This window comes from Altererythrobacter sp. TH136 (genome assembly GCF_007065885.1).
Taxonomy (GTDB): domain Bacteria; phylum Pseudomonadota; class Alphaproteobacteria; order Sphingomonadales; family Sphingomonadaceae; genus Tsuneonella.
Window position 1 is genome coordinate 1753817 of record NZ_CP041409.1, and the last position, 25644, is coordinate 1779460.

At 68.1% G+C, this 25644-nt stretch carries 26 protein-coding genes; 13 read left to right on the top strand and 13 right to left on the bottom strand.

Features of this window, described 5'->3' with window-relative positions; all coding sequences use genetic code 11:
• The first annotated feature begins 40 nt into the window (after positions 1–40).
• Positions 41–1633 (top strand): cisplatin damage response ATP-dependent DNA ligase, encoded by a 1593-nt coding sequence (locus C0V74_RS08400; protein ID WP_143251414.1) that lies wholly within the window; start codon positions 41–43, stop codon positions 1631–1633.
• Between the two features lie 20 nt (positions 1634–1653).
• The gene (locus C0V74_RS08405; RefSeq protein WP_143251415.1) at positions 1654–2172 is read left to right on the top strand and encodes a DUF1993 domain-containing protein; all 519 of its coding nucleotides are present in this window, start codon (positions 1654–1656) and stop codon (positions 2170–2172) included.
• Positions 2173–2178: 6 nt separating this feature from the next.
• Here the strand turns inward: C0V74_RS08405 and C0V74_RS08410 are convergent, their stop codons facing one another.
• Genes C0V74_RS08410 through C0V74_RS08425 form a run of 4 tightly spaced genes read right to left on the bottom strand, consistent with a single transcriptional unit; the run spans position 2179 to position 5936 of the window.
• On the bottom strand, positions 2179–2742 hold the full coding sequence (locus C0V74_RS08410; RefSeq protein ID WP_246845003.1) for a gamma carbonic anhydrase family protein: 564 nt from the start codon (positions 2740–2742) through the stop codon (positions 2179–2181).
• Positions 2742–3287 carry a GNAT family N-acetyltransferase gene (locus C0V74_RS08415; RefSeq protein ID WP_143251417.1) on the bottom strand — a complete coding sequence of 182 codons (546 nt, stop codon included), beginning with the start codon at positions 3285–3287 and terminating at the stop codon, positions 2742–2744. The genes C0V74_RS08410 and C0V74_RS08415 overlap by 1 nt, the downstream gene beginning before the upstream one ends.
• Positions 3284–4279 carry a porphobilinogen synthase gene (hemB, locus tag C0V74_RS08420; protein WP_143251418.1) on the bottom strand — a complete coding sequence of 332 codons (996 nt, stop codon included), beginning with the start codon at positions 4277–4279 and terminating at the stop codon, positions 3284–3286. The genes C0V74_RS08415 and hemB overlap by 4 nt, the downstream gene beginning before the upstream one ends.
• Positions 4280–4322: 43 nt before the next feature.
• Positions 4323–5936 (bottom strand): M23 family metallopeptidase, encoded by a 1614-nt coding sequence (locus tag C0V74_RS08425; RefSeq protein ID WP_246844808.1) that lies wholly within the window; start codon positions 5934–5936, stop codon positions 4323–4325.
• Positions 5937–6078: 142 nt separating this feature from the next.
• On the opposite strand from C0V74_RS08425, the gene C0V74_RS08430 reads away from it, so the two are divergent.
• The 7 genes from C0V74_RS08430 (at position 6079) to C0V74_RS08460 (ending at position 12251) form a co-directional block, all read left to right on the top strand.
• A complete protein-coding gene (locus C0V74_RS08430) occupies positions 6079–8577 on the top strand; it encodes a helicase-related protein (RefSeq protein WP_246844809.1) in 2499 nt (832 codons plus the stop codon).
• Between the two features lie 13 nt (positions 8578–8590).
• Positions 8591–8902 carry an RNA-binding S4 domain-containing protein gene (locus tag C0V74_RS08435; protein WP_143251419.1) on the top strand — a complete coding sequence of 104 codons (312 nt, stop codon included), beginning with the start codon at positions 8591–8593 and terminating at the stop codon, positions 8900–8902.
• The gene (fdxA, locus tag C0V74_RS08440) at positions 8899–9237 is read left to right on the top strand and encodes a ferredoxin FdxA (protein WP_131620754.1); all 339 of its coding nucleotides are present in this window, start codon (positions 8899–8901) and stop codon (positions 9235–9237) included. The genes C0V74_RS08435 and fdxA overlap by 4 nt, the downstream gene beginning before the upstream one ends.
• A 247-nt stretch (positions 9238–9484) precedes the next feature.
• Positions 9485–10021, top strand: coding sequence for a CarD family transcriptional regulator (locus C0V74_RS08445; protein WP_131620756.1), 537 nt, complete (start codon positions 9485–9487; stop codon positions 10019–10021).
• Positions 10022–10169: 148 nt separating this feature from the next.
• On the top strand, positions 10170–10904 hold the full coding sequence (locus C0V74_RS08450) for a head GIN domain-containing protein (protein WP_143251420.1): 735 nt from the start codon (positions 10170–10172) through the stop codon (positions 10902–10904).
• Positions 10905–11038: 134 nt separating this feature from the next.
• Positions 11039–11851 (top strand): head GIN domain-containing protein, encoded by an 813-nt coding sequence (locus tag C0V74_RS08455; RefSeq protein WP_143251421.1) that lies wholly within the window; start codon positions 11039–11041, stop codon positions 11849–11851.
• A gap of 58 nt (positions 11852–11909) precedes the next feature.
• On the top strand, positions 11910–12251 hold the full coding sequence (locus tag C0V74_RS08460) for a hypothetical protein (protein WP_143251422.1): 342 nt from the start codon (positions 11910–11912) through the stop codon (positions 12249–12251).
• On the opposite strand, the gene C0V74_RS08465 is transcribed toward C0V74_RS08460, so the two are convergent.
• Positions 12248–13186, bottom strand: a complete 939-nt coding sequence (locus C0V74_RS08465) for an L-threonylcarbamoyladenylate synthase (protein ID WP_143251423.1) — start codon at positions 13184–13186, stop codon at positions 12248–12250. The two genes, C0V74_RS08460 and C0V74_RS08465, sit on opposite strands and share 4 nt — an antisense overlap.
• A gap of 50 nt (positions 13187–13236) precedes the next feature.
• Here C0V74_RS08465 and C0V74_RS08470 point away from each other — a divergent pair, with 50 nt between their 5' ends.
• Both C0V74_RS08470 and C0V74_RS08475 read left to right on the top strand, forming a co-directional pair.
• Positions 13237–14967 (top strand): acyl-CoA dehydrogenase, encoded by a 1731-nt coding sequence (locus tag C0V74_RS08470; RefSeq protein ID WP_246844810.1) that lies wholly within the window; start codon positions 13237–13239, stop codon positions 14965–14967.
• Positions 14964–15779, top strand: a complete 816-nt coding sequence (locus tag C0V74_RS08475; protein ID WP_143251424.1) for a DUF815 domain-containing protein — start codon at positions 14964–14966, stop codon at positions 15777–15779. Before C0V74_RS08470 ends, C0V74_RS08475 begins: the two co-directional genes overlap by 4 nt.
• A gap of 3 nt (positions 15780–15782) precedes the next feature.
• On the opposite strand, the gene C0V74_RS08480 is transcribed toward C0V74_RS08475, so the two are convergent.
• A complete protein-coding gene (locus C0V74_RS08480) occupies positions 15783–17243 on the bottom strand; it encodes a sorbosone dehydrogenase family protein (RefSeq protein WP_143251425.1) in 1461 nt (486 codons plus the stop codon).
• 62 nt (positions 17244–17305) lie between these two features.
• Here C0V74_RS08480 and C0V74_RS08485 point away from each other — a divergent pair, with 62 nt between their 5' ends.
• Both C0V74_RS08485 and C0V74_RS08490 read left to right on the top strand, forming a co-directional pair.
• Positions 17306–17788, top strand: a complete 483-nt coding sequence (locus C0V74_RS08485) for a GAF domain-containing protein (RefSeq protein WP_143251426.1) — start codon at positions 17306–17308, stop codon at positions 17786–17788.
• A 108-nt stretch (positions 17789–17896) separates the two neighbouring features.
• Positions 17897–18844, top strand: a complete 948-nt coding sequence (locus tag C0V74_RS08490; protein WP_143251427.1) for a hypothetical protein — start codon at positions 17897–17899, stop codon at positions 18842–18844.
• On the opposite strand, the gene C0V74_RS08495 is transcribed toward C0V74_RS08490, so the two are convergent.
• From C0V74_RS08495 to rsmG, 7 genes are all read right to left on the bottom strand, one after another.
• Positions 18831–21299, bottom strand: a complete 2469-nt coding sequence (locus C0V74_RS08495; protein WP_143251428.1) for a fimbrial biogenesis outer membrane usher protein — start codon at positions 21297–21299, stop codon at positions 18831–18833. The two genes, C0V74_RS08490 and C0V74_RS08495, sit on opposite strands and share 14 nt — an antisense overlap.
• Complete coding sequence (locus tag C0V74_RS08500; RefSeq protein ID WP_143251429.1) at positions 21271–22020, bottom strand: fimbria/pilus periplasmic chaperone; 750 nt, start codon at positions 22018–22020, stop codon at positions 21271–21273. Before C0V74_RS08500 ends, C0V74_RS08495 begins: the two co-directional genes overlap by 29 nt.
• Before the next feature lie 25 nt (positions 22021–22045).
• Complete coding sequence (locus C0V74_RS08505) at positions 22046–22522, bottom strand: spore coat U domain-containing protein (protein WP_165938356.1); 477 nt, start codon at positions 22520–22522, stop codon at positions 22046–22048.
• A 174-nt stretch (positions 22523–22696) separates the two neighbouring features.
• A complete protein-coding gene (locus C0V74_RS08510; RefSeq protein WP_143251430.1) occupies positions 22697–23194 on the bottom strand; it encodes a spore coat U domain-containing protein in 498 nt (165 codons plus the stop codon).
• Between the two features lie 101 nt (positions 23195–23295).
• Positions 23296–24270, bottom strand: a complete 975-nt coding sequence (locus C0V74_RS08515; RefSeq protein WP_246844811.1) for a ParB/RepB/Spo0J family partition protein — start codon at positions 24268–24270, stop codon at positions 23296–23298.
• Positions 24267–25043 (bottom strand): ParA family protein, encoded by a 777-nt coding sequence (locus tag C0V74_RS08520; protein WP_131620780.1) that lies wholly within the window; start codon positions 25041–25043, stop codon positions 24267–24269. The genes C0V74_RS08515 and C0V74_RS08520 overlap by 4 nt, the downstream gene beginning before the upstream one ends.
• Positions 25040–25609, bottom strand: a complete 570-nt coding sequence (gene rsmG, locus C0V74_RS08525) for a 16S rRNA (guanine(527)-N(7))-methyltransferase RsmG (RefSeq protein WP_349236006.1) — start codon at positions 25607–25609, stop codon at positions 25040–25042. Before rsmG ends, C0V74_RS08520 begins: the two co-directional genes overlap by 4 nt.
• Positions 25610–25644: the final 35 nt, after the last annotated feature.

Genomic DNA, 25644 nt, shown 5'->3' on the forward strand with positions numbered 1-25644 from the left:
ATTTGCGCCGACATTACCGCGCCGGGGCGCGGCTGCCTAGATGGAAGAACTCGCCGCCCTGATCGATGCGCTGGTCTATACCCGCAGCCGCAACGAGAAACTGCGGCTGATCGCCGAGTACCTGCGCGCCGCGCCCGACCCCGACCGCGGCTGGGCGCTGGCCGCGCTGACTGACGGGCTCGATTTTCCCGCGGTCAAGTCTAGCACGATCCGCAACCTGCTGATGGAGCGGGTCGATCCGGTGCTGTGGACTCTGAGCCGCGACTTTGTCGGCGATACCGCGGAGACCGCCAGCCTGCTGTGGCCCGCGCCCGAGGTACCCTCTTCCCCGCCGACCGTCACCGAGGCGGTAGAGCTGCTGACGGCCATGACCCGCAAGTCGGTGCTGAGCGAATTGCCCGCGCTGCTCGACCGGCTCGATCCTTCGGGCCGCTATGCACTGCTCAAGCTTGCGACGGGGGCGATGCGGATCGGCATCTCCAGCCGGCTCGCCAAGGTCGCCTTCGCTCAGGCCTTCGATGTGACGGTGGAGGAGGTCGAGGAGCACTGGCACGGCCTCACCCCGCCGTCCGAGCCGTTGTTCAACTGGGGCGCACACGGCCATGCCGCGCCCGACACCGCGAACATGCCGACCTTTCGGCCATTCATGCTGGCGCACCCGCTCGAGGAAACCGTGGTCGATCTGGCCGACTATGCCGCGGAGTGGAAGTGGGACGGCATCCGGGTCCAACTCGTCCGGATGGGGGGCGAAACGCGGCTCTATTCGCGCGGCGGGGACGACATTTCGGGCACCTTCCCCGAACTGCTCGACATCCTGCCGATAGACGCGGTGCTCGACGGCGAACTGCTGGTGCGCGGGAGCCACCAGGGCGGCGAGGAAGGCGGCGCGGCCAGCTTCAACGCGCTGCAGCAGCGGCTGGGGCGCAAGGTCGTCGCCAAGAAAATGCTCAGCGAATACCCGGCGTTCGTGCGGCTGTACGACGTGCTGATCCTGGAAGGACAGGACTTGCGCGAGCGTCCGTGGGCCGAACGGCGCGAGGCGCTCGAGGCGCTGATGCCGCGCCTGCCGGTCTCGCACTTCGATCTCAGCCAGGTGATCGAGGCCACCGACTTCAAACAGCTCGGCCAGATCCGCGCCGGCACGCGCGACGAGGCGATCGAAGGGCTGATGCTCAAGCGCCGCGATTCGCCCTACATCGCCGGGCGCAAGGTGGGTTTGTGGTACAAGTGGAAGCGCGACCCGCTGCTGATCGACGCGGTGCTGATGTACGCCCAGCGCGGCAGCGGGAAGCGATCGAGCTTCTATTCGGACTATACCTTCGGCTGCTGGGACGGCGACCCCGATGCGGGCGCCGAGCTGCTGCCGGTGGGGAAGGCCTATTCCGGCTTCACCGACGAGGAGCTGAAGAAAATCGACCGCCACGTGCGCACTCACACGGTGAACCGCTTCGGCCCCGTCCGCGAGACCGACCGCAGCCTGGTGTTCGAACTGGCGTTCGATTCGGTGCACGAGAGCAAGCGCCACAAGTCAGGCCTCGCGATGCGCTTCCCGCGGGTCCACCGGGTGCGGTGGGACAAGCCGCCGCACGAAGCCGACCGGCTGGATGCGCTGAAGGCGTTGATCAAGGACTGACCCGCGACTACGCGACCGCGATGCACACCGCCGAAACGCTTCTCACCACGTACGACAACATGCTCGGCTCGCTCGACGGGTGGCTGGGCAAAGCGGCCGACCACGGGGGCGATGCGCTGTTGGAGCGCCGGCTGACCGACGACATGTTTCCGTTGTCGCGCCAGGTCCGGTTCTGCTGCAATCTGCCTGGCGAGACGATGGCCGGCGCCGCGGGCGTGGCCTATTCTTCCAGCGACATCGACGACGAGACTCTGACCGCCGCGCGGGAGCGGATCGCCGCGACCCGCGCGCTGATTCAGGGCTGGCGCAAGACCCCTTTCGGCGGGGACGATGCGGCGGTCGAGCTGAGCCTCGCCAACGGCATGACATTCGATCTCGATACCGCCGGCTACGTGCGCGATTGGGCGCTGCCGCAGTTCTATTTTCACCTGATGACCGCCTATGCGATCCTGCGCACCGCCGGGGTGCCGCTGGGTAAGGCGGACTACGTCGGCTACATGTTCAGGTACCTGCGCCAGCCCCCCGCCAGCGCCAGCTAAGTCGCGCTACGCAACATCCGCCAGAATCGCCGCGGCGTGGGCGCGGCCGTTCTCGACATAGTGCGCGACGCCCATGCGCATGCCGGCGATAGCCATGTCATCGAGGTCGCGCATCTTGCGCGCGGGGCGCCCGCCCCACAGCTCGCGCGGGGCCATCACCTTACCTTCGGTCAGCATCGCTCCCGCCGCGAGCATCGCGTCGGATGCGATCACCGCCTTGTTCATCGCGATCGCGCCCAGGCCGACGAATCCGCGATCCTCGACCCGGCAGCCGTGCAGCATCACCAGGTGCCCCACCAGCACATCGTCGCCAATGATCAGCGGACTGCCCTCGGGATCGCCCGGCCGCTCGGGATCGCAGTGCAGGATGCTGCCGTCCTGGATGTTGGTCCGCGCGCCGATCACGATGCGGCTGACATCCGCGCGCAGGACGCAGTTGTACCACACGCTGGAATCGGGCCCGATCGTCACGTCCCCGATGATCGTCACGCCGGGGGCGATGAAGGCGCTGTCGTCGATCCGGGGGCTCTTGCCGTGGATCGAGATGAGGCGGACACCGGGGCGGTCGATCACGTGGCAGTCTCCCATTGGTCGCGGCGAAGCGAATAGACGATCGAGGGGTTGAGCTCTTCGCCGAAGCGCGGATCGACGTAGTCGAGTTCCGCGCGCCGCTGCATCCCCAGCCGCTTCATCAGGCCCCAACTCGCCGCGTTGCCTGGAACGGTGAGCGCGACCACCTCGTCCGCGCCAAAGCGGGTGAACGCCGCGCCGAGCGCGGCGGAGGCGGCTTCGCGCGCGTAACCCTGACCCCACGCGTCCTCGCGCAGCCGCCAGCCGATTTCCACCGCCCCGGTCACCGACGAGCCCGGCGCATCGGCGCGCTTCAGACCGCAGAATCCGAGTACGTCGTCATGGGATTTCCGCTCCACCACCCAGAAGCAGAACCCGTTGGCGGCCTGGCAGTTCTCCACCCGCGCGCGGGTGGCGGCCATGCCATCTTCGTCGAGCACCCCGCCGAGCCAGCGCATCACCGCAGGCGTATTGGTCCCGGCCCAGAAGCGCGGCCAGTCCGCCTCGCGCCACTCGCGGAGGATCAGGCGGTCGGTCTCGATCATGCGCCGAGCAGCCGCGCCGCATGGGCGGCATGGTATGTCAGCACGCCTGAACACCCGGCGCGCTTGAACGCCATCAGCGTTTCCAGCACCAGCGCGTCGCGGTCCCCTGCACCCGCCGCCGCGGCCGCCTCGATCATCGCGTATTCCCCGCTCACCTGATAGGCGAACACGGGCACCGCGAACCGCTCCTTCACGCGCCGCACGATGTCGAGGTAGGGCAAGCCCGGCTTGACCATCACGCTGTCGGCACCCTCGGCCAGGTCCAGCGCCACTTCGCGCAAGGCTTCCTCGGCATTGGCGGGATCCATCTGGTAGCTTTTCTTGTCGCCCTTGAGCAGGCCGCCCGAACCGACCGCATCGCGGAACGGGCCGTAGAACGCGCTCGCGTACTTGGCGGCGTAGGCCATGATCTGGACGTTGTGGTGCCCGCTCATCTCCAGCGCCATGCGGATCGCGCGCACCCGGCCGTCCATCATGTCGGACGGGGCGATCACGTCGGCGCCGGCTTCGGCCTGGTTGATCGCCTGATCGACCAGCACCGCCACGGTGTCATCGTTGACGACATAGCCGCTCGCGTCGAGCAGCCCGTCCTGGCCGTGGCTGGTATATGGATCGAGTGCGACGTCGGTCAGCACCCCGATGTCGCCGCCGCACGCATCCTTGATCGCCTTGATCGCCCGGCACATCAGGTTGTCGGGGTTGAACGCTTCCGCACCGTCGTCGCTACGCAGGTGGCCCTGCGTGTTGGGAAACAGCGCCACGCACGGAATGCCGAGAGCAGCCGCTTCGCGGGCGCGTGCCGCGATGCCATCGACCGACCAGCGCGATACGCCGGGCAGCGAGCCGATCGGCTCCTCGACGCCCGATCCACCGGTGACGAACAGTGGCCAGATCAGGTCCGCCGGCGTGAGCACGGTCTCGCGGTGGAGCGCGCGACTCCACCCGCTGGCCCGGGTGCGGCGGAGGCGGAGATTGGGATAAGCGCCAGTCATGGCCGATGCTGTTGCCGCAATCGGCCACTTCGCGCAATCGGCGCTACTTCGGCTCCAGCCGGTCGATCTCGCGCGCCGGTTCGGCGGAAGCGGTTTCCTGCCGCCCCGCGCCGATGTCCGCCAGCGCTGCGCCGGTCGGGACGGTCTTGAGCTGCGCCAGCACCGCGCGGAAGCGGGCAAGGCTTTCTCCCGAAAGCAGCGCGCGGGTGACGTAGGCGACGCTCGCCGGATTGATGGCCTGCCCGTTGCGGTACATTTCGTAATGCAGGTGCGGCCCGGTCGACAGGCCGGTGCTGCCGACATAGCCGATGACTTGCCCGCGCCGGACCTGCTGCCCGCCCGAAACCGCCATACGGCTCATGTGGCAATAGCGGGTGGCAAGTCCGGCGGCGTGCTGCAGCTTCACCGCGTTGCCGCACCCGCCCGCGCGCCCCGCCGACAGCACGTAGCCATCGGTGACCGCGACGATCGGCTGGCCATAGCCGCCCTTGAAATCCATCCCCGCATGGCGGCGCAGGTAGCCCAGGATCGGGTGCCGCCGCATGCCGAAATTGGAGGTGATCCGCCCCGGCACCGGCTGCAGCAGTCCGCTGGTCTGCTCACCCACGCCCGATGCCTCGTAGAACTGGCCGCCGGGGCCCCATCGCATCAACTGGGTGCGCGGCTTCCCGGCGCGTTCGATCCCGGCATAGAGCAGATGGCCCGCCTGCCGCTCGCCTGTCGCGGCGCGGCGGTAGGACACGATCAGGTCGAAGGTGTCGGTCGGCAGGACCCCGTTGTCGAGGTCCACCTGACTGCCGAGTTCGCGCAAGTACTGCTGCACCGCGCTCGCCGGAGCGCCGGCGGCCCGCATCGACCGGTAGAGGCTCGTACCCGCAACCCCGCGGATGCGCAGCGGAGTGGCGTCCACCCGGATCGGCTTGCGCTCCAGCGCCAGCCCGCCGCCGCTCCGTTCGATCGAGAGCGCCAGGTCGAACCGCGCGCGGAAGGACAGCGCATCCAGCGGACGCGGCTGGCCCTCGCCCGGTCGGCGTCCCAGGGTCACGTCGACCTGCGTGCCCGGAGCAATATCGCCCAAGCGAACGGTCTGCGAGATCAAGCTCTCGACCCGGGCAGCATCGCCCGCCCCGATCCCCGCACGCTGCAGCATCCGGCCGAAGCTGTCCCCGCGCACCAGGGTGGCGACGAATTCCACGGTTGGTCGCTCGGGCGCCGCGCGCAGCGGTACCACCGCACGGGTCGCGCCCATGTGACGCCCACTATCGGCGCCCAGCGCCAGCGGCATGATCATCTGGCTGCGGAATTCATCGCGCACCGCATCGTCGACCCGGGTGGCGGGCGCGGCTTCCAATGGCGCGAAGCCGGGCCAGAACGCGAGACTGACCGCGCTGAGGCCGATGAACGTGCCAAGGCCGCGGAACCACCGGCGGCTGCCGATCGCTTCCGCCAGGTCGGGCGCGAGATCGACGCGGGCGAGGCGCTCTTCGGCCTGCCAGCGCCACGCATCCCATCGCTGGCCCAGCAGATGCACGCGCTTGAGAAGATCGGGAATGGGGGCGGGCTCGATCTGCGCGTGAGTCAGCGCAGCGGCGCGCCAGCCCGGCGAACCGTCGGCGGGGCCGTGCCCCGGCGCATCGATCTCGCGCGATTGAAACACCCGCGCCCTCCATCATCGCAGCGAAGCCAGCGCTCGCCGCGTCCCGGCCGGTTTCCTGCCCGAACGAAGTTAACAGCCGCCTAATCCGGTCGGTTCGGCGGGTCGCCAAGCGCGGTTGCGGCAGGCGGACTGCGGTGCCACATTGCCGGGCGTGACGATCAAGGCGGTCCTCGGGCCCACCAACACCGGCAAGACCCACCTCGCCATCGAGCGGATGTGCGGCCATTCATCGGGCGCGATCGGCTTTCCGCTGCGCCTGCTGGCGCGCGAGGTGTACGACCGGGTGGTTCGGATCAAGGGCGAGAAATCGGTCGCGCTGATCACCGGCGAAGAGCGGATCGAGCCCAGGGACGCGCGTTATTTTTGCTGCACGGCGGAAGCGATGCCGCGGCTGGGCGGCGGGCACGCGTTCGTGGCGCTGGACGAAGCGCAGCTGTCGGCCGACCGCGAGCGGGGCCACGTGTTCACCGACCGATTGCTCAACGCGCGGGGCCGCGAGGAGACGATGCTGCTCGGCTCCTCCACGCTCGAACCGATGATCAAGGCGCTGATCCCCAAGGCCGAGATCGTCACGCGCCCACGGTTTTCCACGCTGACCTATGCCGGCGCGCGCAAGCTGTCGCGCCTGCCGCCGCGCAGCGCGATCGTCGCGTTCTCGACCGAGCAGGTTTACGCGATGGCCGAGATGCTGCGCCGCTTTCGCGGCGGCGCGGCGGTGGTGATGGGCGGCCTCAGCCCCGAAACCCGCAACCGGCAGGTCGCGCTGTTCCAGTCGGGCGAGGTCGATTACATCGTCGCCACCGACGCGATCGGCATGGGCCTCAACCTCGATGTCACGCACGTGGCCTTTGCCGGCCTCAGCAAGTTCGACGGGGTGCGCCAGCGGCGGCTGACCCCGGCGGAAATGGCGCAGATCGCCGGGCGCGCCGGGCGGCACCAGCAGGACGGCAGCTTCGGCACGCTGTCGGGCTCCGGCACGCGCGAAGGCGGGCCCGAGTTCACTGACGAGGAAGTCTATGCGATCGAGGAGCACCGCTTCGCCCCGCTGACCTCGCTCTACTGGCGCGAGGCGGAGCCGCGGTTCGACACCGTCGCCACCCTGATCGCTGATCTCGAATCGCCGCCGCCCGAACCCGGATTGGCGCGGGCGCCCGAAGCGGTCGATCTTGCCGTGCTCAAGCGGCTGGCGGAAGATCGGGCGATCGCGGACGTGCGCGGGCACGGGATGGTGCGCCGCCTGTGGGAGGCGGCCAGCCTGCCCGACTTTCGCCAGAGCGGGCCGGACACCCATGCGCGCTTCGTCGCGCGGCTGTGGCAGGACCTGCGGCAGGGCCATCTGGGCGCGGACTATGTCGCGGCGCGGATCGCCGAACTCGACCGGCCACAGGGCGATATCGACACCTTGCAGGGGCGGATCGCCGCCATCCGCAGCTGGGCTTATATCGCACAGCGCCCCGATTGGGTGCTGGCGCGCGACGAGATGGCGGCCCGCGCCCGCGCGGTCGAGGCCCGGCTGTCCGATGCGCTCCACGCGCGGCTGACCGAGCGGTTCGTCAACCGGAGGACCACGATCCTGATGAAAAGCATCGGCACCGACGCCGCCCTGTTGCCCGTCGCCCTCGGCGAAGGTGACGTCGTGACGGTGGAGGACGAGCCGATCGGCCATCTGGAGGCGTTTCGGTTCGTGGTCGATCACCAGGCGAACCACGCTGACCGGCGGATGCTGCTGGCCGCCGCCGAGAAAGCGCTGCCGCGATTGCTGGGGGAGCGCGCGCGGAGTCTCGCGGCCGATCCGTCTGCGCTGGAATTGGCCCAGGGCGAAATCCGCTGGCAGGGAAAGCCGCTGGCGCACCTCGGTTCTGGCCCTTCCGCCACCCGGCCACGGATCGTGCCGTCGCGCGATCTCGCCATCGTGCCCGACACAGACCGGCAGGCGCTGCTGACGGCTGTCGAGCGCTGGTTGGCCGCGCGACTGTCGCCTCTCGCCCCGCTGACCGGGCTGGAGGCGGCGACCCGCGACCCTGGTGTCGGCAGCGAAGCGCGCGCACTGCTGCTGGCGCTGGTGGGCGGTCACGGTGCGATCCCGCGCGATCGGGCCGGGACCGAGCATCTGCCGCGCGAAGCGCGCCCGTTGCTGCGCCGCCTTGGCGTCACATTCGGCGCGCTCGACGTGTTCGCGCCTGCCCTGCTCAAGCCCGCGGCACGGCGGGCGCTTCACGCGACCGGGATCGACCGCCGACCTGTGGCGGGCGAGATGCCGCCGGTGTTGGCCGCAAGCCGGCAGCTGCCTGCCGGTTACCGCCCGGCAGGGGACCAAGCGGTGCGGGTCGATGTCGCCGAAAAGCTGGTGCGCGCCGCTCACGATGCGCGGGTGAAGGCGGGGCGCGCGCGCCACTTCACGCTCGATCCGGCGCTCGCCACCTCGACCGGGCTCAAGCCGCACAGCTGGGCGCGCTTGCTCGGCGCCGCAGGGTTCAAGGTGCAGCGTTCGCGTGCCCTGGCGCAGGGTGCGTTCGGCCCGCCGGCGCCCGATAGATGGACCTGGCGTCCGGCGCGGCCCGCTCCTCCCGCGCCCTCCCCCGCCGCCGCCGCGCGTCAGGGCAATGCGTTTGCCGCGCTGGCGGATCTCGTGCGGCCTTGAGCGCGGGCCGCGAATGAGGATCGACAAGCTGCTGTGGCAGTTGCGCTTCACCAAGACCCGCGGCCTTGCCCAGGCGCTCGTTCTGCAAGGCCATGTCAGGCGCAACGGCGCGCGCGTCCTGCGCGCCAGCCAGGATGTGGTGCAAGGCGATACGCTGACGCTGCCGCTGCCCGGCGGGGTGCGGGTGATCGAACTGCTCGCCTTGCCGGCACGGCGCGGTCCGCCCGCCGAAGCGCAAGCCTGCTACCGCGCGCTTGACCCGAACGCGATTCCCGCCATAGCACCCGCAGAACCGACAACGCCTGGAAGGGGCCCGCCGCAATGACCTACGTCGTCACCGACGCATGCATCAAGTGCAAGTACACCGACTGCGTCGAGGTCTGCCCGGTCGACTGCTTCTATGAAGGCGAGAACATGCTCGTCATCAACCCCAGCGAATGCATCGACTGCGGCGTGTGCGAGCCCGAATGTCCGGCCGAAGCGATCCTGCCCGATACCGAGGACAACCTCGAGCAGTGGCTGGAGCTCAACACCAAGCTGTCCGCCGAATGGCCCAACATCACCCAGAAGAAGGACCCGCCGGCGGACGCCGACGAGCATAAGGGCGAAGAGGGCAAGTACGAGAAGTTCTTCTCTCCGGAACCCGGCGAGGGCGATTGATCGCCCCGGTTTGACCGGTTCCGCCCGGCACCGCGCCCCGGATGCTGCCCGGGGTGGAAATTTTCGTGCGGCCGTGCTATATAATCCGTCAAGCACGCCGGGGCTGGATTCCCGGCGGTGATGCTTACAGTCAGGAAGGCACGCCGCACTCTCGAAATGACAGGGCTTCGGACGACCGCGTGAGTGCGCGGTCGATGGAGTGCCTTGGACGTTTCGCCGCCGGCCTGCCCGCACGAAAGGATACTTGATGGCTAGTCAGGCCCCCACCGCTTTCGACGTCGGCGACTATGTAGTCTATCCCAAGCACGGCGTGGGCCGGGTGGTCGAGCTGCAGAGCGAGGAAATCGCCGGCATGAAGCTCGACCTCTATGTGCTGCGCTTCGAGAAGGAACGGATGACCCTTCGCGTGCCGATGAACAAGATCGAATCGATCGGCATGCGCAAGCTGTCGAGCGACAAGACCCTGAAGGAAGCGATGGAAACCCTGAAGGGCAAGCCCAAGGTCAAGCGCACGATGTGGAGCCGCCGGGCGCAGGAATACGAAGCCAAGATCAATTCGGGCGACCTGGTCTCGATCGCCGAGGTGACCCGCGACCTGTTCCGCCCCGAAGACCAGCCCGAACAGAGCTATTCGGAACGCCAGATTTTCGAAGCCGCCTCCAGCCGGCTCGCGCGCGAGCTTGCCGCGATGGAGAAGACCGACGAGCCCGCCGCGCTCAACAAAATCCTCGACGTGCTGCGCGAACACGCGCCCAAGTACTACGAGACCGCCGAAGAGGCCTGACCACTCAGCCGCTCCGCAAAAAGGCCGCTCCCCGCCGGGCAGCGGCCTTTTTTGCGCCTATCTCCGAACCGATTACATTTGTCGACGAACTTCTTGGACCGCGCGAACGTCGCACGATAGGATCGCGTGACTTACCAAGGAGATTGTCATGCGCCCGTTCGTCGCAGTTTCCGTCGCCGCGCTCAGCGTCGCTGCACTCAACGTCGCCGGTCCTGCTGCCGCCGATCGTCAGAACAATCCGCTGGACGACGGACGCCCGCTCGCACGCGAATGGGTCGAAACCGGGGAATTCGCCGGGCTGAGCGCGCTTGGTCCCGATCACGTCCGCTTTTCCACGGGTACCCAGTGGCAGGTGCGTGCCGAGGGTGATCCGCGCACGCTTGACCGGCTACGGTTCGTCGTCAGGCAGGACAGCCTGCTGGTGGGCCGCCGTTCGGGCGATGATAGCAAGCTTCCGGCTGCGACCATTCACGTCACCGCACCAGCGATCCGCGCTGCCACGCTCGCCGGGTCAGGGACCCTGAACGTCGACCGCCTGAGCGGGGCCGCGGTTTCAGCGACAGTAGCGGGCGCGGGCGACCTGACGGTCGGCGCGGTCACGACAAAGGCGCTGACCGGCACCGTCGCCGGCTCGGGCAATCTGCGAATCGCGGGCCGCGCCGAGCGCGCCAACCTGACCGTCGCCGGCAGCGGGCGCGTCCATGGCAGAGCCCTCCACGCCGACCGCGTGAGCTCGACCGTCGCCGGCTCAGGCGGAGTGGCGGTTCATTCGGATGGAACGGTCGCGGCGCAGATCAGCGGCAGCGGCGATGTCGCGGTGGCCGGCCGCGCCGCCTGCCGCCAGAGCCGGATCGGCTCGGGGAAACTGCGCTGCGGAGGCTGATCGACCAACATCCTTGCAGGATCGACGGACGCCCGCCGCGGACCCCGGCCCAAGCCCGCTACCGATTGCGCCGATTTGCTTGCTGTATTACATCGGCAACACGGACTGGATCATATCGCAAGGATCAATTGGTCATGCTGCACAAGATACTGAAGACCGCCGCTCCGGTTCTGGCGCTGGCTCTCGTCGCCGGCCTGGCTGGTTGCAACGGCAAGATCTCGGTCAACGGGAACGAGGGCGTTCCGCTGTCGGAACTGGACCTGACCGGCAACGCGCCGACCGAACTGGTGCTCGCTGGCCCTGACACGGTGATCGTCACCAAGGGCGACAAACTGTCCATCGATGTAGAGGGCGACGCCGAGGTGTCCGGCGCCATGCGGTTCACCCTCGACGACGAAGCGCTCGGGATCATGCGCGAGAACGGCTGGGAAGGGCCGGGCAAGGCAATCGTGCGGGTCACCCTTCCGCAGTTGTCCAAGCTGACCCTCGCGGGTTCGGGCACGGTGGAGGCCGACAGTGTCACCGGCGCGACCGAACTGGTGGTCGCGGGCAGCGGTACCGCGCGGGTTACCGGGGTGGACGCCGACAAGCTGGAGGTGACCATCGCCGGATCGGGCACCCTTGATGCCGCGGGCCGCGCCCGGTCGCTTGACTTGACCGTCGCGGGATCCGGCACTGCCCGGATGGCCGGGCTCAAGGTCGACAAGGCCGAGGTGACCATTGCCGGCTCGGGCGATGCCAGCTTCGCTTCCGACGGGACGGTTGATGCCACAGTCATGGGATCGGGCAACGTGACGGTGACGGGCCGGGCCAAGTGCACCATCCAGTCGATGGGATCGGGCAAGCTGCACTGCCAGGCTGAGGGCGCCGCGGACGCCGCGCCTTCCCCGGCCGCTCAGGCGACTGAGGCAGGCGGCGCCAGCCAGCCGGATGCGCCCGCCGCTTAATTCATCGCGCTGCAACGCCGCGACCGCTAAAGGACCGCGCAACGAAAGGGAATTTTCGATGCGCGGTCCTCGTCTTGCCCTGCTGGCGGTTGCGCCGCTCGCGCTGTCCGGTTGTCTTGCCAAGACCGCCTTCAATGTCGCCACCGCCCCGGTGCGCGTGGCATCGAAGGCCGTCGATCTCGCCACCACCAGCCAGGCGGAGGCCGATCAGAAGCGCGGGCGCGAAATCCGCCAGCGTGAGGAGCGCCTCGGCAAACTGCAGCGCACTTACGAAAGGCAGCTCAAGGAGTGTCACGACGGCAAGCGCGCGGCTTGCAGTAATGCGCAAGTCACTTATGCGGAAATCCAGCTGCTGATGCCGTCGGTGCCCGCCGAACCCGAAGATCCGCGCCGCCGCTAGGCCGCGGCGCGCCGCAACCGATCGTTGATCGCCGCGCCGATGCCGCTTTCCGGCACCGGTGCGACCGCCACGCGCGGCTCACCCGACGCAGCCGCGAGGTGAAGGCAGGCGTAGAGCCGCGCCGCCGCTTCGGCCGGATCGCCGGTGGCCGACAGGCTGCAGTCCCCCGTCACCGTCCCGAACCCGATCAGGAATTCGCCGGGATCGGCGGCGGTCGCGTTCAACCGCACCGGCTTGCCGGGAGAATAATGCTGCGCGAGCTGCCCCGGCGCCTCCACCCGCGCGGTGGTCACCTCGAGCGGCGCGCCCAGCAGCGCGATCAGTTCGCGTTCGGCGACCGGACCCGCGCGCAGCAGCTGCCACCCCACCGCCCGCACCGCCACGATGGTTGATTCCAGCCCCCGCCCGCATGGTCCGCCATCGAGCACCGCATCGATCCGCCTGTCCAACGTCGCCCGCACGTGATCTGCAGTAGTGGGGCTGACCGTCCCGCTACGATTGGCGGATGGCGCGGCAACCGGCACCCTACTGCGCTGGAGCACCGCTTGCATGATCGGATGCGCCGGACACCGCAACGCGATCGTGGGAAGGCCGGCGGTGACCGCCGCGGTGACCGCAGGTTCGGCCCGCAACGGCAGCACGAGCGTGAGCGGGCCGGGCCAGAACCGCTCGGCCAGCATCCGCGCACGGGGATCGAACTCCGCCAGCGCCTCGGCCGCCGCCAGATCCGGCACATGCACGATCAAGGGATTGAAATCGGGCCGCTCCTTGGCGCGATAGATCGCCGCCACCGCTTCCGTACTGTCGGCGCGCGCAGCCAGGCCATAGACCGTCTCGGTCGGCAGCGCGACGAGTCCGCCCGCTGCAAGCAGCTCAGCCGCCCGCGCGATTCCCGTGTCGTCCGCGTGCAGCCGCTCGGTGTGCTTGTCGCCCATCGCCCCGCGCTATAAGCGCAGTCGACTATTCGCCCAAGGAGAACCGCCCCGTGTATCGCCCCGCCACCGCCGACCAGCTGCTCGCGCTCAAGGTGTGCGCCGGGATCGAGGAGCTCGCCCGGTCGGACCGATTCGCGGCCGCCGAACCCGACATGGTGGAGGCGATCGTCGAAGGCATCGGCGCGTTTGCCGCCGGTGAATGGGCGCCGCTCAACCGGGTGGGCGATCTGGAAGGCGCACTGCTGGAGAACGGCGTGGTCCGCTTGCCCGACGGCTTCGCGGATGCCTACCACCACTACGTCGAGCAGGGCTGGAATGCGATCGCCGCCCCCGCCGAACACGGCGGGCAGGGGCTGCCGTTCGCGCTGGGCTGCAACGTGCTCGAAAATCTTGGCAGCGCGAACTTCGCGTTCAACCTGCTGCCGATGCTCACCACCGGGGCGATCGACGCGCTCGAACAGCATGGGTCGGACGCGCAGAAAGCGCTCTTCCTACCCAAGATGATCAGCGGCGAATGGTCGGGGACGATGAACCTGACCGAACCGCAGGCGGGCAGCGACCTCGGCGCCCTGCGCACGGTCGCCACCCCGATCAAGGACGGCGAGCACGCCGGCAAGTACCGCATCGCCGGGACCAAGATCTTCATCACCTGGGGCGACCACGAGCTGGCGGAGAACGTCATTCACCTGGTGCTCGCCCGCCTGCCCGATGCACCCGAGGGGAGCCGCGGCATCTCGCTGTTCGTGGTGCCCAAGTACTTGGTGAACCCGGACGGATCGCTGGGCCCGCGCAACGACCTGCGCGCGGTGAGCCTGGAACATAAGCTGGGCATCCACGCCTCGCCCACCTGCGTGATGAGCTATGGCGACAGCGGCGACTGCATCGGCGAACTGGTCGGCCAGCCCCACCGCGGACTGATGGCGATGTTCACCATGATGAACAACGCGCGGATCAATGTCGGCAACCAGGGCGTGCAGATCGGTGAGCGCGCCTTGCAGGCGGCGGCCGCCTATGCCCGCGACCGGGTGCAGTCCGTGCGGGCGGGCGCGGCCGATCGCAACGCGGTGGCGATCATCGAACATCCCGACGTGCGCCGGATGCTACTGCGGATGAAAGCACTGACCGAAGGCGTACGCGCACTACTCTATTACACCGCCGGGCAGGTCGATCGCGGAACGTTGGGTAACGCTGCCGCCGCCGCGCGGGCCGAATGCCTGGTGCCGATGCTCAAGGCATGGGGCACCGATGTGGGGGTGGAGGTCGCCAGCCTGGGGGTCCAGGTCCACGGCGGAATGGGCTTCGTCGAGGAAACCGGCGCCGCACAGCATTACCGCGACGCGCGCATCGCGCCGATCTATGAAGGCACCAACGGCATCCAGGCCGCCGATCTCGTCACCCGCAAGCTGGGGCTGGAGAACGGCGAAGTGCTCGATGCGTTGTTCGCCGAGATCGCCACCGACGAACATCCGCGGCTGGCACGCCTCGCCGCTGAATGCCGCGACCTCGCCCGGTGGATGCGCGAGACCGCCTCGATCGACGACCGGCTCGCGGGCAGCGTGGCGTTCACCACGATGAGCGCCGTCGCGGTCGCCGGGTGGCAGTTGGGGCGGCAGGCGCGCGCCGTGGCAGGCGGCGCCGCGCCGTCGCTCAGCACGAGCAAGCCGGTGACCGCGCGCTATTTCCTTGAGCAGATCGTGCCCGAAGCGCTCGGTCTCGCCTCGTCTGCGCGCGGCGGGGCGGAGGTGCTCTATGCGCTGCCGACCGAGGCGCTGATCGCGTGACCGATCCGCTGGAGCGGATCGCCGCCGCGCTGGAGCGGCTAGCACCGGCTCCGCTCACGCCGCCCGACTGGCACGCGCACCCGGCGTACGTGTGGGACGGACGCACGGCGCGCGGGGTGGACCGGATCGAGGCGCCCGCGCTGGCACAGCTGATTGGCATCGATCGGCAAAAGGATCTGGTGACGGCCAATGTCGCCCGGTTGGCGCGGGGTCACGCGGCGCATGACATGCTGCTGTGGGGCGCGCGCGGCATGGGCAAGAGCGCCCTGGTTCGCGCCGCCGCGGTGGCCGGACAGCAGAACGGCGGATCGCTTGCGCTGGTGCAGGTCGCCGCTGATGCCTTGGCCAGCCTGCCGGCCCTGTTTTTGCAGCTCGCATCGGAGCGGCGCAACTTCCTGGTTTACCTTGACGATCTCGGCTTCGCGGAAGTCGATACCGGCGGCCCGCGCCATCTGCGCAGCTGGCTGGAGGGCGGGGTGGAGGCGAGGCCGGCCAACGTCCGCCTGGCAGTCACTAGCAACCGCCGCGCGATCGTGCCGCGCCACGCTGGCGAGCAGGACGATCCGCTCAATCCGCGCGACGCGCTCGACGACCTGCAGGCGCTGGCAGACCGGTTCGGCCTGGCGATCGGGTTCCACAACGCCAGCCAGGACGAATATCTCGCGATGATCGCTGCCCACGCCGCGCCGCTTGCGCTCGCCTGGGACGAGGCCGACGCGCTCGAATGGGCCAAGCGCCGCGGAGCGCGGTCGGGCCGCACCGCGTGGCAGTTCGTCACCGAGCTTGCCGGCCGGGCGGGACGGCCGACCTAGCCGTTATTCCGGCGTCTCGCGGGCGAAGTCCGCGCCGAAGCTCGCCTCCTGACCGCGCAGCTCGCGTTGGGGCGGCAGACGCTCCCCGCTGACCCGCTCGATCGCCGGGGCGGGCGCGGCCCCGGGGGCGGTCACTCGCCAGACGATCCCGGCGGTGTCGTCAGTCACCAGCAGCGCGCCATCCTGCGCAAAGGCGACCCAGGTCGGCCGTCCGCGCGTCGTCTTGCCGTCCTTGGACAGGAACCCGGTGAGCACCGGCACGGGCTTTCCGACGGGATTGCCGCGCGCATCGAACGGCACGTAGATCACGTCGTAGCCAGACTTGGGCGACCGGTTCCACGAGCCGTGGCGCGCGATTACCGCACCCGAATCGAACCGATCGCCCAGCGTGCTGCCGCTGCCGGTGAACGCGAGGCCCAGCGCCGCAACGTGCGGGCCGAGCGCGTATTCGGGAATACGGACGTAATCGGGGTTGAAGCCGGCGGGCTGGAACGCGGTGACCCGTTCATCGAAGTTGTGCCGCCACCAGACCCACGGCCAGCCGTAGTCGGCGCCGATCGGCACGTTGGTGAGATAATCCGGCACGAGGTCCGATCCGAGCATGTCGCGTTCGTTGACCGTGGTCCACAGCTCTCCGCTCCATGGACTGAAATCAAGCCCGTTGGGATTGCGCAGGCCCCTTGCGAAGACCCGCTGGCGCTTCGTTTCCAGATTGTAGTTCCAGATTGCGGCGCGGCCTTCCTCGCGCTCGATGCCCTTTTCCGCGATGTTCGAGGCCGACCCGACGGCGATGTAGAGGTCCGTGCCGTCCGGCGAGATCACCAGATTACGCATCCAGTGATTGCCCGCCGCTGGCAGGTCCATCAGCTTGACCGGCTTGGCATCGAGGGTGGTCGCGCCCAGGTCATACGGAAACGCCAGCACCGCGTTGTGATTGGCGACGTACAGCGTGCCATCGGCCCACGCCATGCCGGAGGGCGAGGCGAGCGCCGCGTTGCTCAGGATCGCGCGCTGCTCGGCCTTCCCGTCGCCATCGGTGTCGCGCAGCAGCGCGATCTGGTCGGCACTCGGTTCTCCCGCGCCGGCTTTGCGGAACAAGAACTTCTCGACCATACCCTGTAGGCCGCCCGACCCTTCGCTGGGCGGGCGGTTCGTGAGCGCCACCAGCACATCGCCATTGGGCAGCACCAGCATCGTGCGCGGATGGTCGAGCCCGTCGGCAAAGCGCGTCACCGCCAGCCCTTGCGCCGCCACCGGAACCTCGTTGGCTCGCCAGCCAACCGGCTCCGCAATGCCGACGGTGGGGAAGCTTTCGGCGCGCGGCTCGGTCAACTCCGGCTTGGCACCGGTCAAAGCGGCCAGCGGCACCTGGGCGCGGTCGGGGGTGAAGAGGTATGCGGCCAGGCCGATGATCGCCAGGATCACGACGAGCGCACCGATGAGGATTTTCCGGCGAGTGGTCATGCGCGCCACGATAGGGTGCGCCGCGGCTTGCGGCAACGGCGCGCGGCGTTACAGCGCGCGCGATGTACGATTTCCGCCCCGACGCCGCCTTGCCCAAGGCCGAACTATACCGCCAGTTGATCGCCGCCGCCGCCGCGCTGACCGAAGGCGAGCGCGATGGCATCGCCAACATGGCGAACGTCGCTGCGCTGATGTGGGAGTACCTGCCCGACCTCAACTGGGCGGGGTTCTACCGCGTCGTCGATGGTGAACTGGTGCTGGGCCCCTTCGCCGGCCGTCCGGCGTGCATCCGCATCCCTCTGGGCCAGGGAGTGTGCGGCGCCGCCGCGGCGAGCGGCACGACCCAGCTAGTGCCTGACGTCCACGCGTTTCCCGGCCATATCGCCTGCGATGCGGCGAGCCGGTCCGAACTCGTCGTCCCGGTGGCGCGTGACGGGGCGGTCATCGCGGTGATCGACCTCGACAGCCCGCTCCTCGCCCGTTTCGACAGCGAGGACGCCGCCGGCGTGGAGGCGCTCGCGGCAATGCTGGCTACGCGCATCTAATCGGCCCGTTTCGGGACACACGCCGCGCCGGGTTGGGCGGAGGCGTCCGGCGATGCTAATTTTCCGGCAACGCGCGCCGAGTCCGGTGCGCGAGCAGGGGAATACTCGATGCGCATGCCAGCCACCCGCCGCTTGCTCGCCCTATCCGCCGCCGCCGGCGCGCTGGTGGCCGCAGGTCCCGCGCTGGCTCAACCCGACGGGCCGTACGAATACGCCAAGCCTGCGCCGCAGGGCGAGGTCGTGTTCCACAGCGATCCAGTGGTGCAGGACCTGCCCGCACTCCCCCCGCTGGCAGTGGAGACCGAAGCGACCGAGATCCCCGTCCCGCCCCTGCCGCCGGGCACCGTGCCTCCGATCCCGGCGGCCCCCGCAGCGGTCCCGCCGCCGATCATCGCCGCGGCCCCCGTGCCCGTGCCGCCCCCCTACGCTCCGACCGCTTATGCGCCATCGGCCTACCATACACCCGGAGTGGCCTATCCGGTTGCGCCCGGTTACGCGCCGCAACCCTATCCGCTGCCCGGTTATGCACATGCAGCGCCGGTCGGCTTCGATCGCGACCGCTGGCTGGATGACTGCCGCGACCGCATCCGCGGGGTTTCACGGCAGGAGCGGGGCGGCGTGATCGGTGGTCTGCTGGGCGCTATCACCGGCGGGGTCATCGGCAACCGGGCCTGGGGCGCGGAGCGCCTTGCCGGAACGCTGCTCGGCGGCGGAGTGGGCGCGCTGGCTGGACTGGCGGTCGGCTCCGCGATCGGCGCGGCCAGCGATCGCCGGGCGGACGACGAATGCGCCTGGTATCTCGACCGCTACATGAGCCAGGCGTATCCGGGCGGCTACCCGGGTTATGCCGGCTACGCCCATCCGGGATACGGTTACGGGCCTGCGGGCTATGCGCTGGTGCCGGTGCTGGTGGCAGTGCCGCAGCGCCGGGTCGTCCGCGAGATTGTGACCGAGGAGTGGATCGACGAGCCGGTCCGCACCCGCTCGATCCCGCCCCGCCGGCACCACGCCGCGCCCGCCGGCGACAAGCGGGTCAAGCTGATCAAGGGGAACTGAGCGCCACCGCCGCGCCGCGCCGCCGCTGGCGCGACTTCGTCCGGCTGGCGGGCTCTACGGATTCCGCATCGCTCGCCGCGATCACGAACGCGCGGCAGGTAAGCGGCGCATCGCTACGATCTTCGAGCGGCACTCCGGTGAGTTCGACCGCGCAGGTGCGGCCCGGGTGCCCCACCGTCAGCCGCGCGTCATCCGCGCCTGCGTTGATCTCGGCCATCCCGTCGAAGCCCACGATCGTCGTTTCACCCGAAGGCAACGCCCGCACCGGCAACCCGGCCTCCAGCGGCACGCCCGCCGCATTCACCAGCTTGCGCAGCACCGGACGGAAGCGCAGCGTCTCGATCTCCACCAGCGACACGGCCCGGCGCGGGACGCGGATGAAGTGCGTGGTTTCCCGCACCAACGCGTCGGCGGGCAGCTTGTCCGCCTTCACGTCGATCTTGATCGTGGCCTGCGCGGGAATGTCCTGCACCAGCAGCAGTCCGTTGTCGCTGGTCACGCCAACCTCCACGTTCTCGCGGGTGATCGGGATGCCGCCCACCTTCCCGGTGCGAACAAGCGCGTAGCTGCCACCGGTCTGATTGCGCGCGAATACCGTGCCGCCCGCGACCAGCAAAGTACCGCGCGCGTTCGCGCGGCCGGCGAACACTCCGTCCACTTCCTCAATCTGCCCATCGAGCAGGATCCGTCGGTTGCGCCAGGTGGCCCCGGCAGACAGGCGCTGGCTGGTCTCGGTCAGGTTGACCGCCCCGCGATAGCCGATCTCACCATCCTGCTGTGCGTCGCGCGCGTAAGTCGCGCCGCCGGCGAGGCGTCCGTCATCGTAGCTGGCATACGCGCCGGCGTTGGTCCGCCCGCCAAGGCTGAGCGAAAGGCCCAGCGCGGCGGACAGCGCCGTGCCGCTGTTCCCCCGCCGAATGCCGCCGCCTGCAAAAAAAGTCGCGCGAGACGACAACCGGGTGCGGAAGTTGGCGTTGAGCACCTCGCTGATCCGGTCCTGCACCCGTTCAGGGCGCAAGCTGCGGTATTCCTGCCGCGCATACGACAGCTGGACATCGGTATCGGGGGTGAACCGGTAAAAGAACTGCGCGGCGTATTCGCGCGGCGGTGGATCGTCGCCCAACCTGGTGGCGACATCGCGGTAATTGGCGCTCGGCAAAGTCGCGCGGATGGATCCGCCCAACTTCCGCCCGATCGATTCCAGCGCTGCGTGGACCAGCGTGCCGGTGCCTGCGCCGGAATCGCGGCTGATCCGCGCTTCGATCGTCGCCAGCGCGACTTTTGCGAGGACATAGTCGCCCCGGACGCCGCCGTTACTGACGCCATGCGTCCACTCGCCGCTCGCTTCCACCGTCAGAAACGGCGAAAGCCCCCGCCTGAGATAGGCGGTGGCTGCGAACTGTCCGTAATCGGTGCTCGCAAAACCGTATCGTCGTCGGACGAATCCGGCATTCACCGCATAGCCGGTAGTACCCGGCGCCAGCAGCGCGCTGGAGACATAGAAGCGGGCGGTCTGCACCACTTCCCGGCCCAGCGCATCAAGCAGGATGACCGACGCTTCACCCCGACCGGGCTGGCTCGGCACGTTGCGCACAGTGAATTCGCCCGGCTCGATTTCGCCGAGCTGGTACCGCTGGTCGTTGGTCAGGACATCGATGGTGGTGGGCACCGCCACGCTGCCGGCAAAGCCGGGCAAGGGGACCGTTACCAGATCGGGCCGCAGGTCAAAGTCGGATGCCAGTTGAACCCCGGCCATCCGCACCGCGCGCTGGCCCTGGCTTCCCGCGCTGACGAAATCGCCGAGCGTGGCGGCCATGCCCCGCTCCGGAACGGCCAGCCGGGCGGCGGTGTCGAGCCGCAGCAGCGCGGGCGAGCCGACCTGTGGATCCGAGGTCGCGCGCGCGCTGCTGTTCAGCGCGAAGTTGCCATAGACCAGCGTCGCGGACACGAGCCCGCCCGCGCTTGAACGGCGCTGCGCGATCGTGGCGGTCAGATCGTAATCGACCCGCAGCGCCAGCAGCGGCCGGCTTTCGCTGGCCCCTTGCGCGGTGGCCGCGAAGTCCTTGAGGTTGGCGCCTTCGCCTTCGCGGAACAGCTTGACCGCCAGGCGCTGGCGCAAGCTGTCGAAGTTCCATTCATAAAGGCGAAGCGCTGACAACTTGATCGGGCCGCTCGCGCCCTCGGGCACCGGCAAGCCGGCCGCGCGCGCTTCATCGGCATCGATGGTCAGTTCGCGGCCGCTGCCCGCGACCGTGACCATGCGCCCCCGGGTCCGGCCATCGACCGCAATTTCGGACAGGCGGGGGCCATCGTCCGGGCGCACGCTCTGCGCGGTCACCCCGGCGGGAAGTTCGAACGGATCGCTTTGCGCCGCCAGCGGAGAACCGCCGAACGCGGCGAGCGCCGCGACTAACGCATATGTGGGGTTAACCGCACGTCGAGCGAGGCTGGGCATCGACCGTCCGGCCGTCGATCGAGACGGTGACGGTCACCGGTCCGAGCGAGCAGGCATTCTCCACCGGCCAGGCAATGCTCGATCCGCCAAGGACGTAACGCAGTGAATTGCGCTCGACCGGCACCGCGGTGCCGCTCGCTGTCTTGACGTCCAGCTGCATGATTCGCGCAGTCGCCCCGCCGGTGTTCGCCAGTTCGATGCCATTCGCACCAATCTGCCAGGTCAACTCGGCAGGGGTGCTCTTGGTCCGATCAAGGAACATCGGGACAGTGAAGCGGATGCGTGCCTCGGCAGCGCCCGCGCGGGCGGCCGAAGGATCGGGCAGCTGGTCGACGACCAACCGGTAACGTTTCTCGCCCGGCGACGCGGCACCGCTGCGCAACACGCGCACGATTTGCGTTTCACCCGGCGGGATGGAGGCAATGGACGGAGAAATGGTCAGTTCGCTGCTGGGTTCGTACACATCCTCGCCGCCGGTCTGGGACCAGGCGAACAGGCGCGACTGTACCGGCAACGGGCGTGACGAGGTGTTCGTCAGCATGACCGTGGCGCCGCGTGCGGCATCGTCGATTTCGATTCGCAGCGGGCTGATGGCGAGGCCCGCGCCGTACTCGCCGGGATCGGCGGCCGGCGCGGGGCTCGTCAGTGCAATACCGAAGAGAAACGATCCGCCGACCGTCAGTGCGGCCAGGGCGCGCAAGGATGTAGTGCAGCGGATCATGCGATGTCTCTCGTTCGAAGTTTGCTCAGTAGCTGACCGTGACGGTCACGGTGTCCTTGTAGTCGCCAGCGGCAACCGCGGTCTGGACCGGCACGCGGCCATACAGCGTGGTCGCCTTTTCGTTGCCGTCGCCCACGCCGGTGGTGCCCACGGTCGGGGTCCAGGCAGTGCTGCGGCTGGCGTCGGAATAGACGTCATACTTGACGACCTTGGTCGCGTCGGTGGTCGACGCGAGCTGGCGCTGGGTGCCGTTGGCGTTCGCGCCATAGCTCACGAACACCGAATACGGCGCCAGCGGCGTGCACTTCACGGTGGTGGCGGAGCTGGAATCGATCGCGGTCGCGAACGAATTGGTCGTGCCGAAGTCGAGCGGCTGAGCCGTGACGCTGCACGAAGAGCTGACATTGAGCGAAACCTGGACAGTGCCGGTAGCAGTACCAGCCAGGGCCGGTGCCGAAACCACGGCCGCGACGGCGGCGATCCCGAAAGCAATCTTACGCATGTGTATTCCCCTAACGATCGGCATTCAAAGCCGAGGCGGCTAATACGTAGAATTGCCTACCAATTCGCTAACTGTGTTCAGCGGTTTATTTACCCCATATGGGAGAATACCTAGGGCGCGATGGTTAATTCGGAGTAAACAGTTAACCAATCGGTGCGCGAGCGCGTGTTCGCCTCAGAAGTTGAGGGTCACCAGCAGGGTGTCTTTATAGTCGCCCGCCTTGATCGTCCCCGGCTTGGTGATTCGGCCGAACAGCGTGATCTCAAGCGGCAGGCCCGACCCGGAGTTGGCCGTCACGTTCTTGGTCTGCCCAGTGCCCCATACATTGTTGCGGGGGCTGTCGCGGTACACGTCGTAGGTAACGTAGCCGTTAGCCTCGGTGCTGAACATGCGCCGGTTGATGCCGTTGGCATACAGACCCTTGTCGATTTCGACGGTGAAATCGGTGTTCGGCGTGCAGCGGACCGTGATGGTCGTCGTCGAATCGATGTTCTGGTTCGAGATCGTCGTGGCATCGAACATCAGCGGACGGGTCTGCAGCGTGCATCCCACCGTCACCTGGACGCGAACGGGCAGAGTGTTGGTGGTGGTCCCGGCGAGCGCGGGGGTGCCGCTGGCCAGAACGGCCGCGGCACCTGCTCCTGCAATGGCATGGCGAAGCCGCCCCTGCACACTCGTCCCCTAACGATCCAGGAACGGGGACTAGCGGATTTGCATTAGGGGAAGGTAAACGGCCCGGAAACAATAACCGCCACCGACGACACCCGTCGGCGCTAGATGTCTCCGCCGGTAAGTCTCTGACAAATAAGATCAAGTTGATCGAGCGTGCGATACTTGATGGTCACTTCGCCCGACCGCGGATCGGTGCCCGTCTTGATCTGGACGTTAAGGCCGAGGAACTCTTCCAAGTGGCGCTGGACCGCGGCGATGTCGGCGTCCTTCACCGGATCGCGCGCCACCCGGGCAACCCGGCGGGTGGTGTCGCCCTCACCCGCGCGGCGAACGATCCGCTCGACATCGCGCACGGTCAACCCCTCGCTCACCGCGCGCTGGGCCAGTCCTTCGGCATCGTCGAACCCGATCAGGGCGCGCGCGTGACCCATGGACAGGGTGCCGCCCTCGACAGCATCGAGCACCTTTTCAGGCAGCTGCAGCAGCCGCTGGAGGTTCGCCACATGACTGCGCGACTTTTCGACCAGCTTGGCTATGTCCGCCTGCGTCATCCCCTCGTCGTCGGCCAGGCGCTGGTAGGCCCGCCCCTCTTCGACGGGATTCAGATCCTCTCGCTGCAGGTTCTCGACCAACGCCAGCGCCATGACTTCGCGGTTGTCGAGTTCGCGCACCAGCGCGGGTATTTCGTGCAGCCGCGCCTTTTGCGCCGCGCGCCAGCGCCGCTCACCCGCGACCAGCCGATACCGGCCCTGCCCCAGCGGCGTCACGATGACGGGCTGGATCACCCCGCGCTGGGCAATCGACCGCGCGAGTTCCTCCAGCGCCGCCTCATCGAAATGCTGGCGCGGTTGACCCGGAAGAGGTTCGATCGCGCCGACCGGGATACTCGCCATTCCCTGACCCTGGGGCGCTCCCGTTTGATCGATTGAAGGATCGTCGGGATTTCGCACCACCAGCGGTTCTTCGCGCCGGGTTTCACCCATCAACGCACCAAGACCGCGCCCAAGTTTCTTGCGAGTATCGTTCTTCGGCCGCTCGGGGATCGAGAATCGAATCGGATCGGCGGGGTTGTTCACGCGGCCTTCCTTTCGGCGGGCAGGCGCCCGATCAGTTCGCGCGCCAGGGCGATGTACGCGCGGCTGCCGGTGCAGTTGTGATCATAGACCAGTGCCGGCAGGCCGTGGCTCGGCGCCTCCGACAGGCGCACGTTCCGCGGGATGACCGATTCGAACACCAGCGGCCCCAGGCATGACCGGACGTCATCGGCCACCTGGTCCGTCAGGCGGTTGCGGCGGTCGAACATGGTCAACACCACCCCGATGATGCCGAGGTTGGCGTTGAAGCGCTGCTGAACCCGCTCCACGGTCTGCAACAACTGCGATAGACCTTCGAGCGCGAAGAATTCGCATTGCAGCGGCACCAGCAGCGTATCGGCCGCGCCCAGTGCGTTGAGGGTCAATAGACCGAGCGACGGCGGGCAGTCGATAAAGGCGATGTCGTGGGCGGTGTGCCCGCTCAACGCGCGAGATAGACGCGACGTGCGGTTCTCTACTGAGACCAGCTCAATTTCCGCACCCGACAGATCGACCGTCGCCGGTACGATGTCGAGGCCAGGAATGGACGTGCCCTGGATGCAATCCGACAAGTCCGCTCCATCAACCAGCAGCTCATAAGTCGAGCTGACCCGGTCTTCCGTACCGATGCCCATGCCGGTCGATGCATTGCCCTGCGGATCGAGGTCAATTAGCAAGGTTTTCCAACCAGTTGCAGCCATCGCCGTGGCGATATTGATCGCCGTAGTGGTCTTGCCGACTCCTCCTTTCTGATTGGCAATGGCGATAACGATCACGAGCTTTGTCCTGAATTGAATTGACCGACTACTATCCCCGAATCTGGATCAGTCGCTGATTGTTCCACGTGGAACGCCGTTTGGAGGTCGCGCGGCAGACTAGCTACTTCTTGCGCTGCTGACCTTCCTTTCGGCAATAACCAACGGGTGTGGTCTGTGGAAAAGCGACGCGCCAGCTTAAGGAGCTTCGCGAGCGGTGCGAAAGCTCTGGCAGATATTACGTCGAATGGTTCCGTCGGAACGTCCTCCAATCGCCGCCCGATAACCCGACAATCTGTGAGATGCAGTAGGGTCGAGACATGACATAACCACGAGACACGTAATGCGCGCGACTCGACGAGGGTCACCGGCCAATGTGGGCGCATCGCCGCGATGACGAGCCCGGGAAATCCTGCCCCGGTGCCCAGATCCAGCCAGCGGGGGGTTTCGCGTGAAACATGGTCCAACAGCTGGGCGCTGTCGGCGAAGTGGCGGCTCCAGGCTATCGACAGCGTATTCTGGGCCACCAGGTTCTGTTGGCTGTTCTCCAGACGAAGCATATCGCTCAATCGGTCAAGGCGGGCCATTGCCTGGGCGTCGCAGCGATCCGCCACGAACGCCC

Bases quoted from the DNA above. Each gene is read 5' to 3' on its own strand.
- C0V74_RS08400 (WP_143251414.1), top strand. From the start codon at position 41: ATGGAAGAACTCGCCGCCCTGATCGATGCGCTGGTCTATACCCGCAGC.
- C0V74_RS08445 (WP_131620756.1), top strand. From the start codon at position 9,485: ATGGCTAGTCAGGCCCCCACCGCTTTCGACGTCGGCGACTATGTAGTC.
- C0V74_RS08485 (WP_143251426.1), top strand. From the start codon at position 17,306: ATGTACGATTTCCGCCCCGACGCCGCCTTGCCCAAGGCCGAACTATAC.
- C0V74_RS08405 (WP_143251415.1), top strand. From the start codon at position 1,654: ATGCACACCGCCGAAACGCTTCTCACCACGTACGACAACATGCTCGGC.
- C0V74_RS08490 (WP_143251427.1), top strand. From the start codon at position 17,897: ATGCGCATGCCAGCCACCCGCCGCTTGCTCGCCCTATCCGCCGCCGCC.
- fdxA (WP_131620754.1), top strand. From the start codon at position 8,899: ATGACCTACGTCGTCACCGACGCATGCATCAAGTGCAAGTACACCGAC.
- C0V74_RS08480 (WP_143251425.1), bottom strand. From the start codon at position 17,243: ATGACCACTCGCCGGAAAATCCTCATCGGTGCGCTCGTCGTGATCCTG.
- hemB (WP_143251418.1), bottom strand. From the start codon at position 4,279: ATGACTGGCGCTTATCCCAATCTCCGCCTCCGCCGCACCCGGGCCAGC.
- C0V74_RS08435 (WP_143251419.1), top strand. From the start codon at position 8,591: ATGAGGATCGACAAGCTGCTGTGGCAGTTGCGCTTCACCAAGACCCGC.
- C0V74_RS08450 (WP_143251420.1), top strand. From the start codon at position 10,170: ATGCGCCCGTTCGTCGCAGTTTCCGTCGCCGCGCTCAGCGTCGCTGCA.
- C0V74_RS08460 (WP_143251422.1), top strand. From the start codon at position 11,910: ATGCGCGGTCCTCGTCTTGCCCTGCTGGCGGTTGCGCCGCTCGCGCTG.
- rsmG (WP_349236006.1), bottom strand. From the start codon at position 25,609: ATGGCCCGCCTTGACCGATTGAGCGATATGCTTCGTCTGGAGAACAGC.
- C0V74_RS08455 (WP_143251421.1), top strand. From the start codon at position 11,039: ATGCTGCACAAGATACTGAAGACCGCCGCTCCGGTTCTGGCGCTGGCT.
- C0V74_RS08495 (WP_143251428.1), bottom strand. From the start codon at position 21,299: ATGCCCAGCCTCGCTCGACGTGCGGTTAACCCCACATATGCGTTAGTC.
- C0V74_RS08415 (WP_143251417.1), bottom strand. From the start codon at position 3,287: ATGATCGAGACCGACCGCCTGATCCTCCGCGAGTGGCGCGAGGCGGAC.
- C0V74_RS08465 (WP_143251423.1), bottom strand. From the start codon at position 13,186: ATGGGCGACAAGCACACCGAGCGGCTGCACGCGGACGACACGGGAATC.
- C0V74_RS08505 (WP_165938356.1), bottom strand. From the start codon at position 22,522: ATGCGTAAGATTGCTTTCGGGATCGCCGCCGTCGCGGCCGTGGTTTCG.
- C0V74_RS08500 (WP_143251429.1), bottom strand. From the start codon at position 22,020: ATGATCCGCTGCACTACATCCTTGCGCGCCCTGGCCGCACTGACGGTC.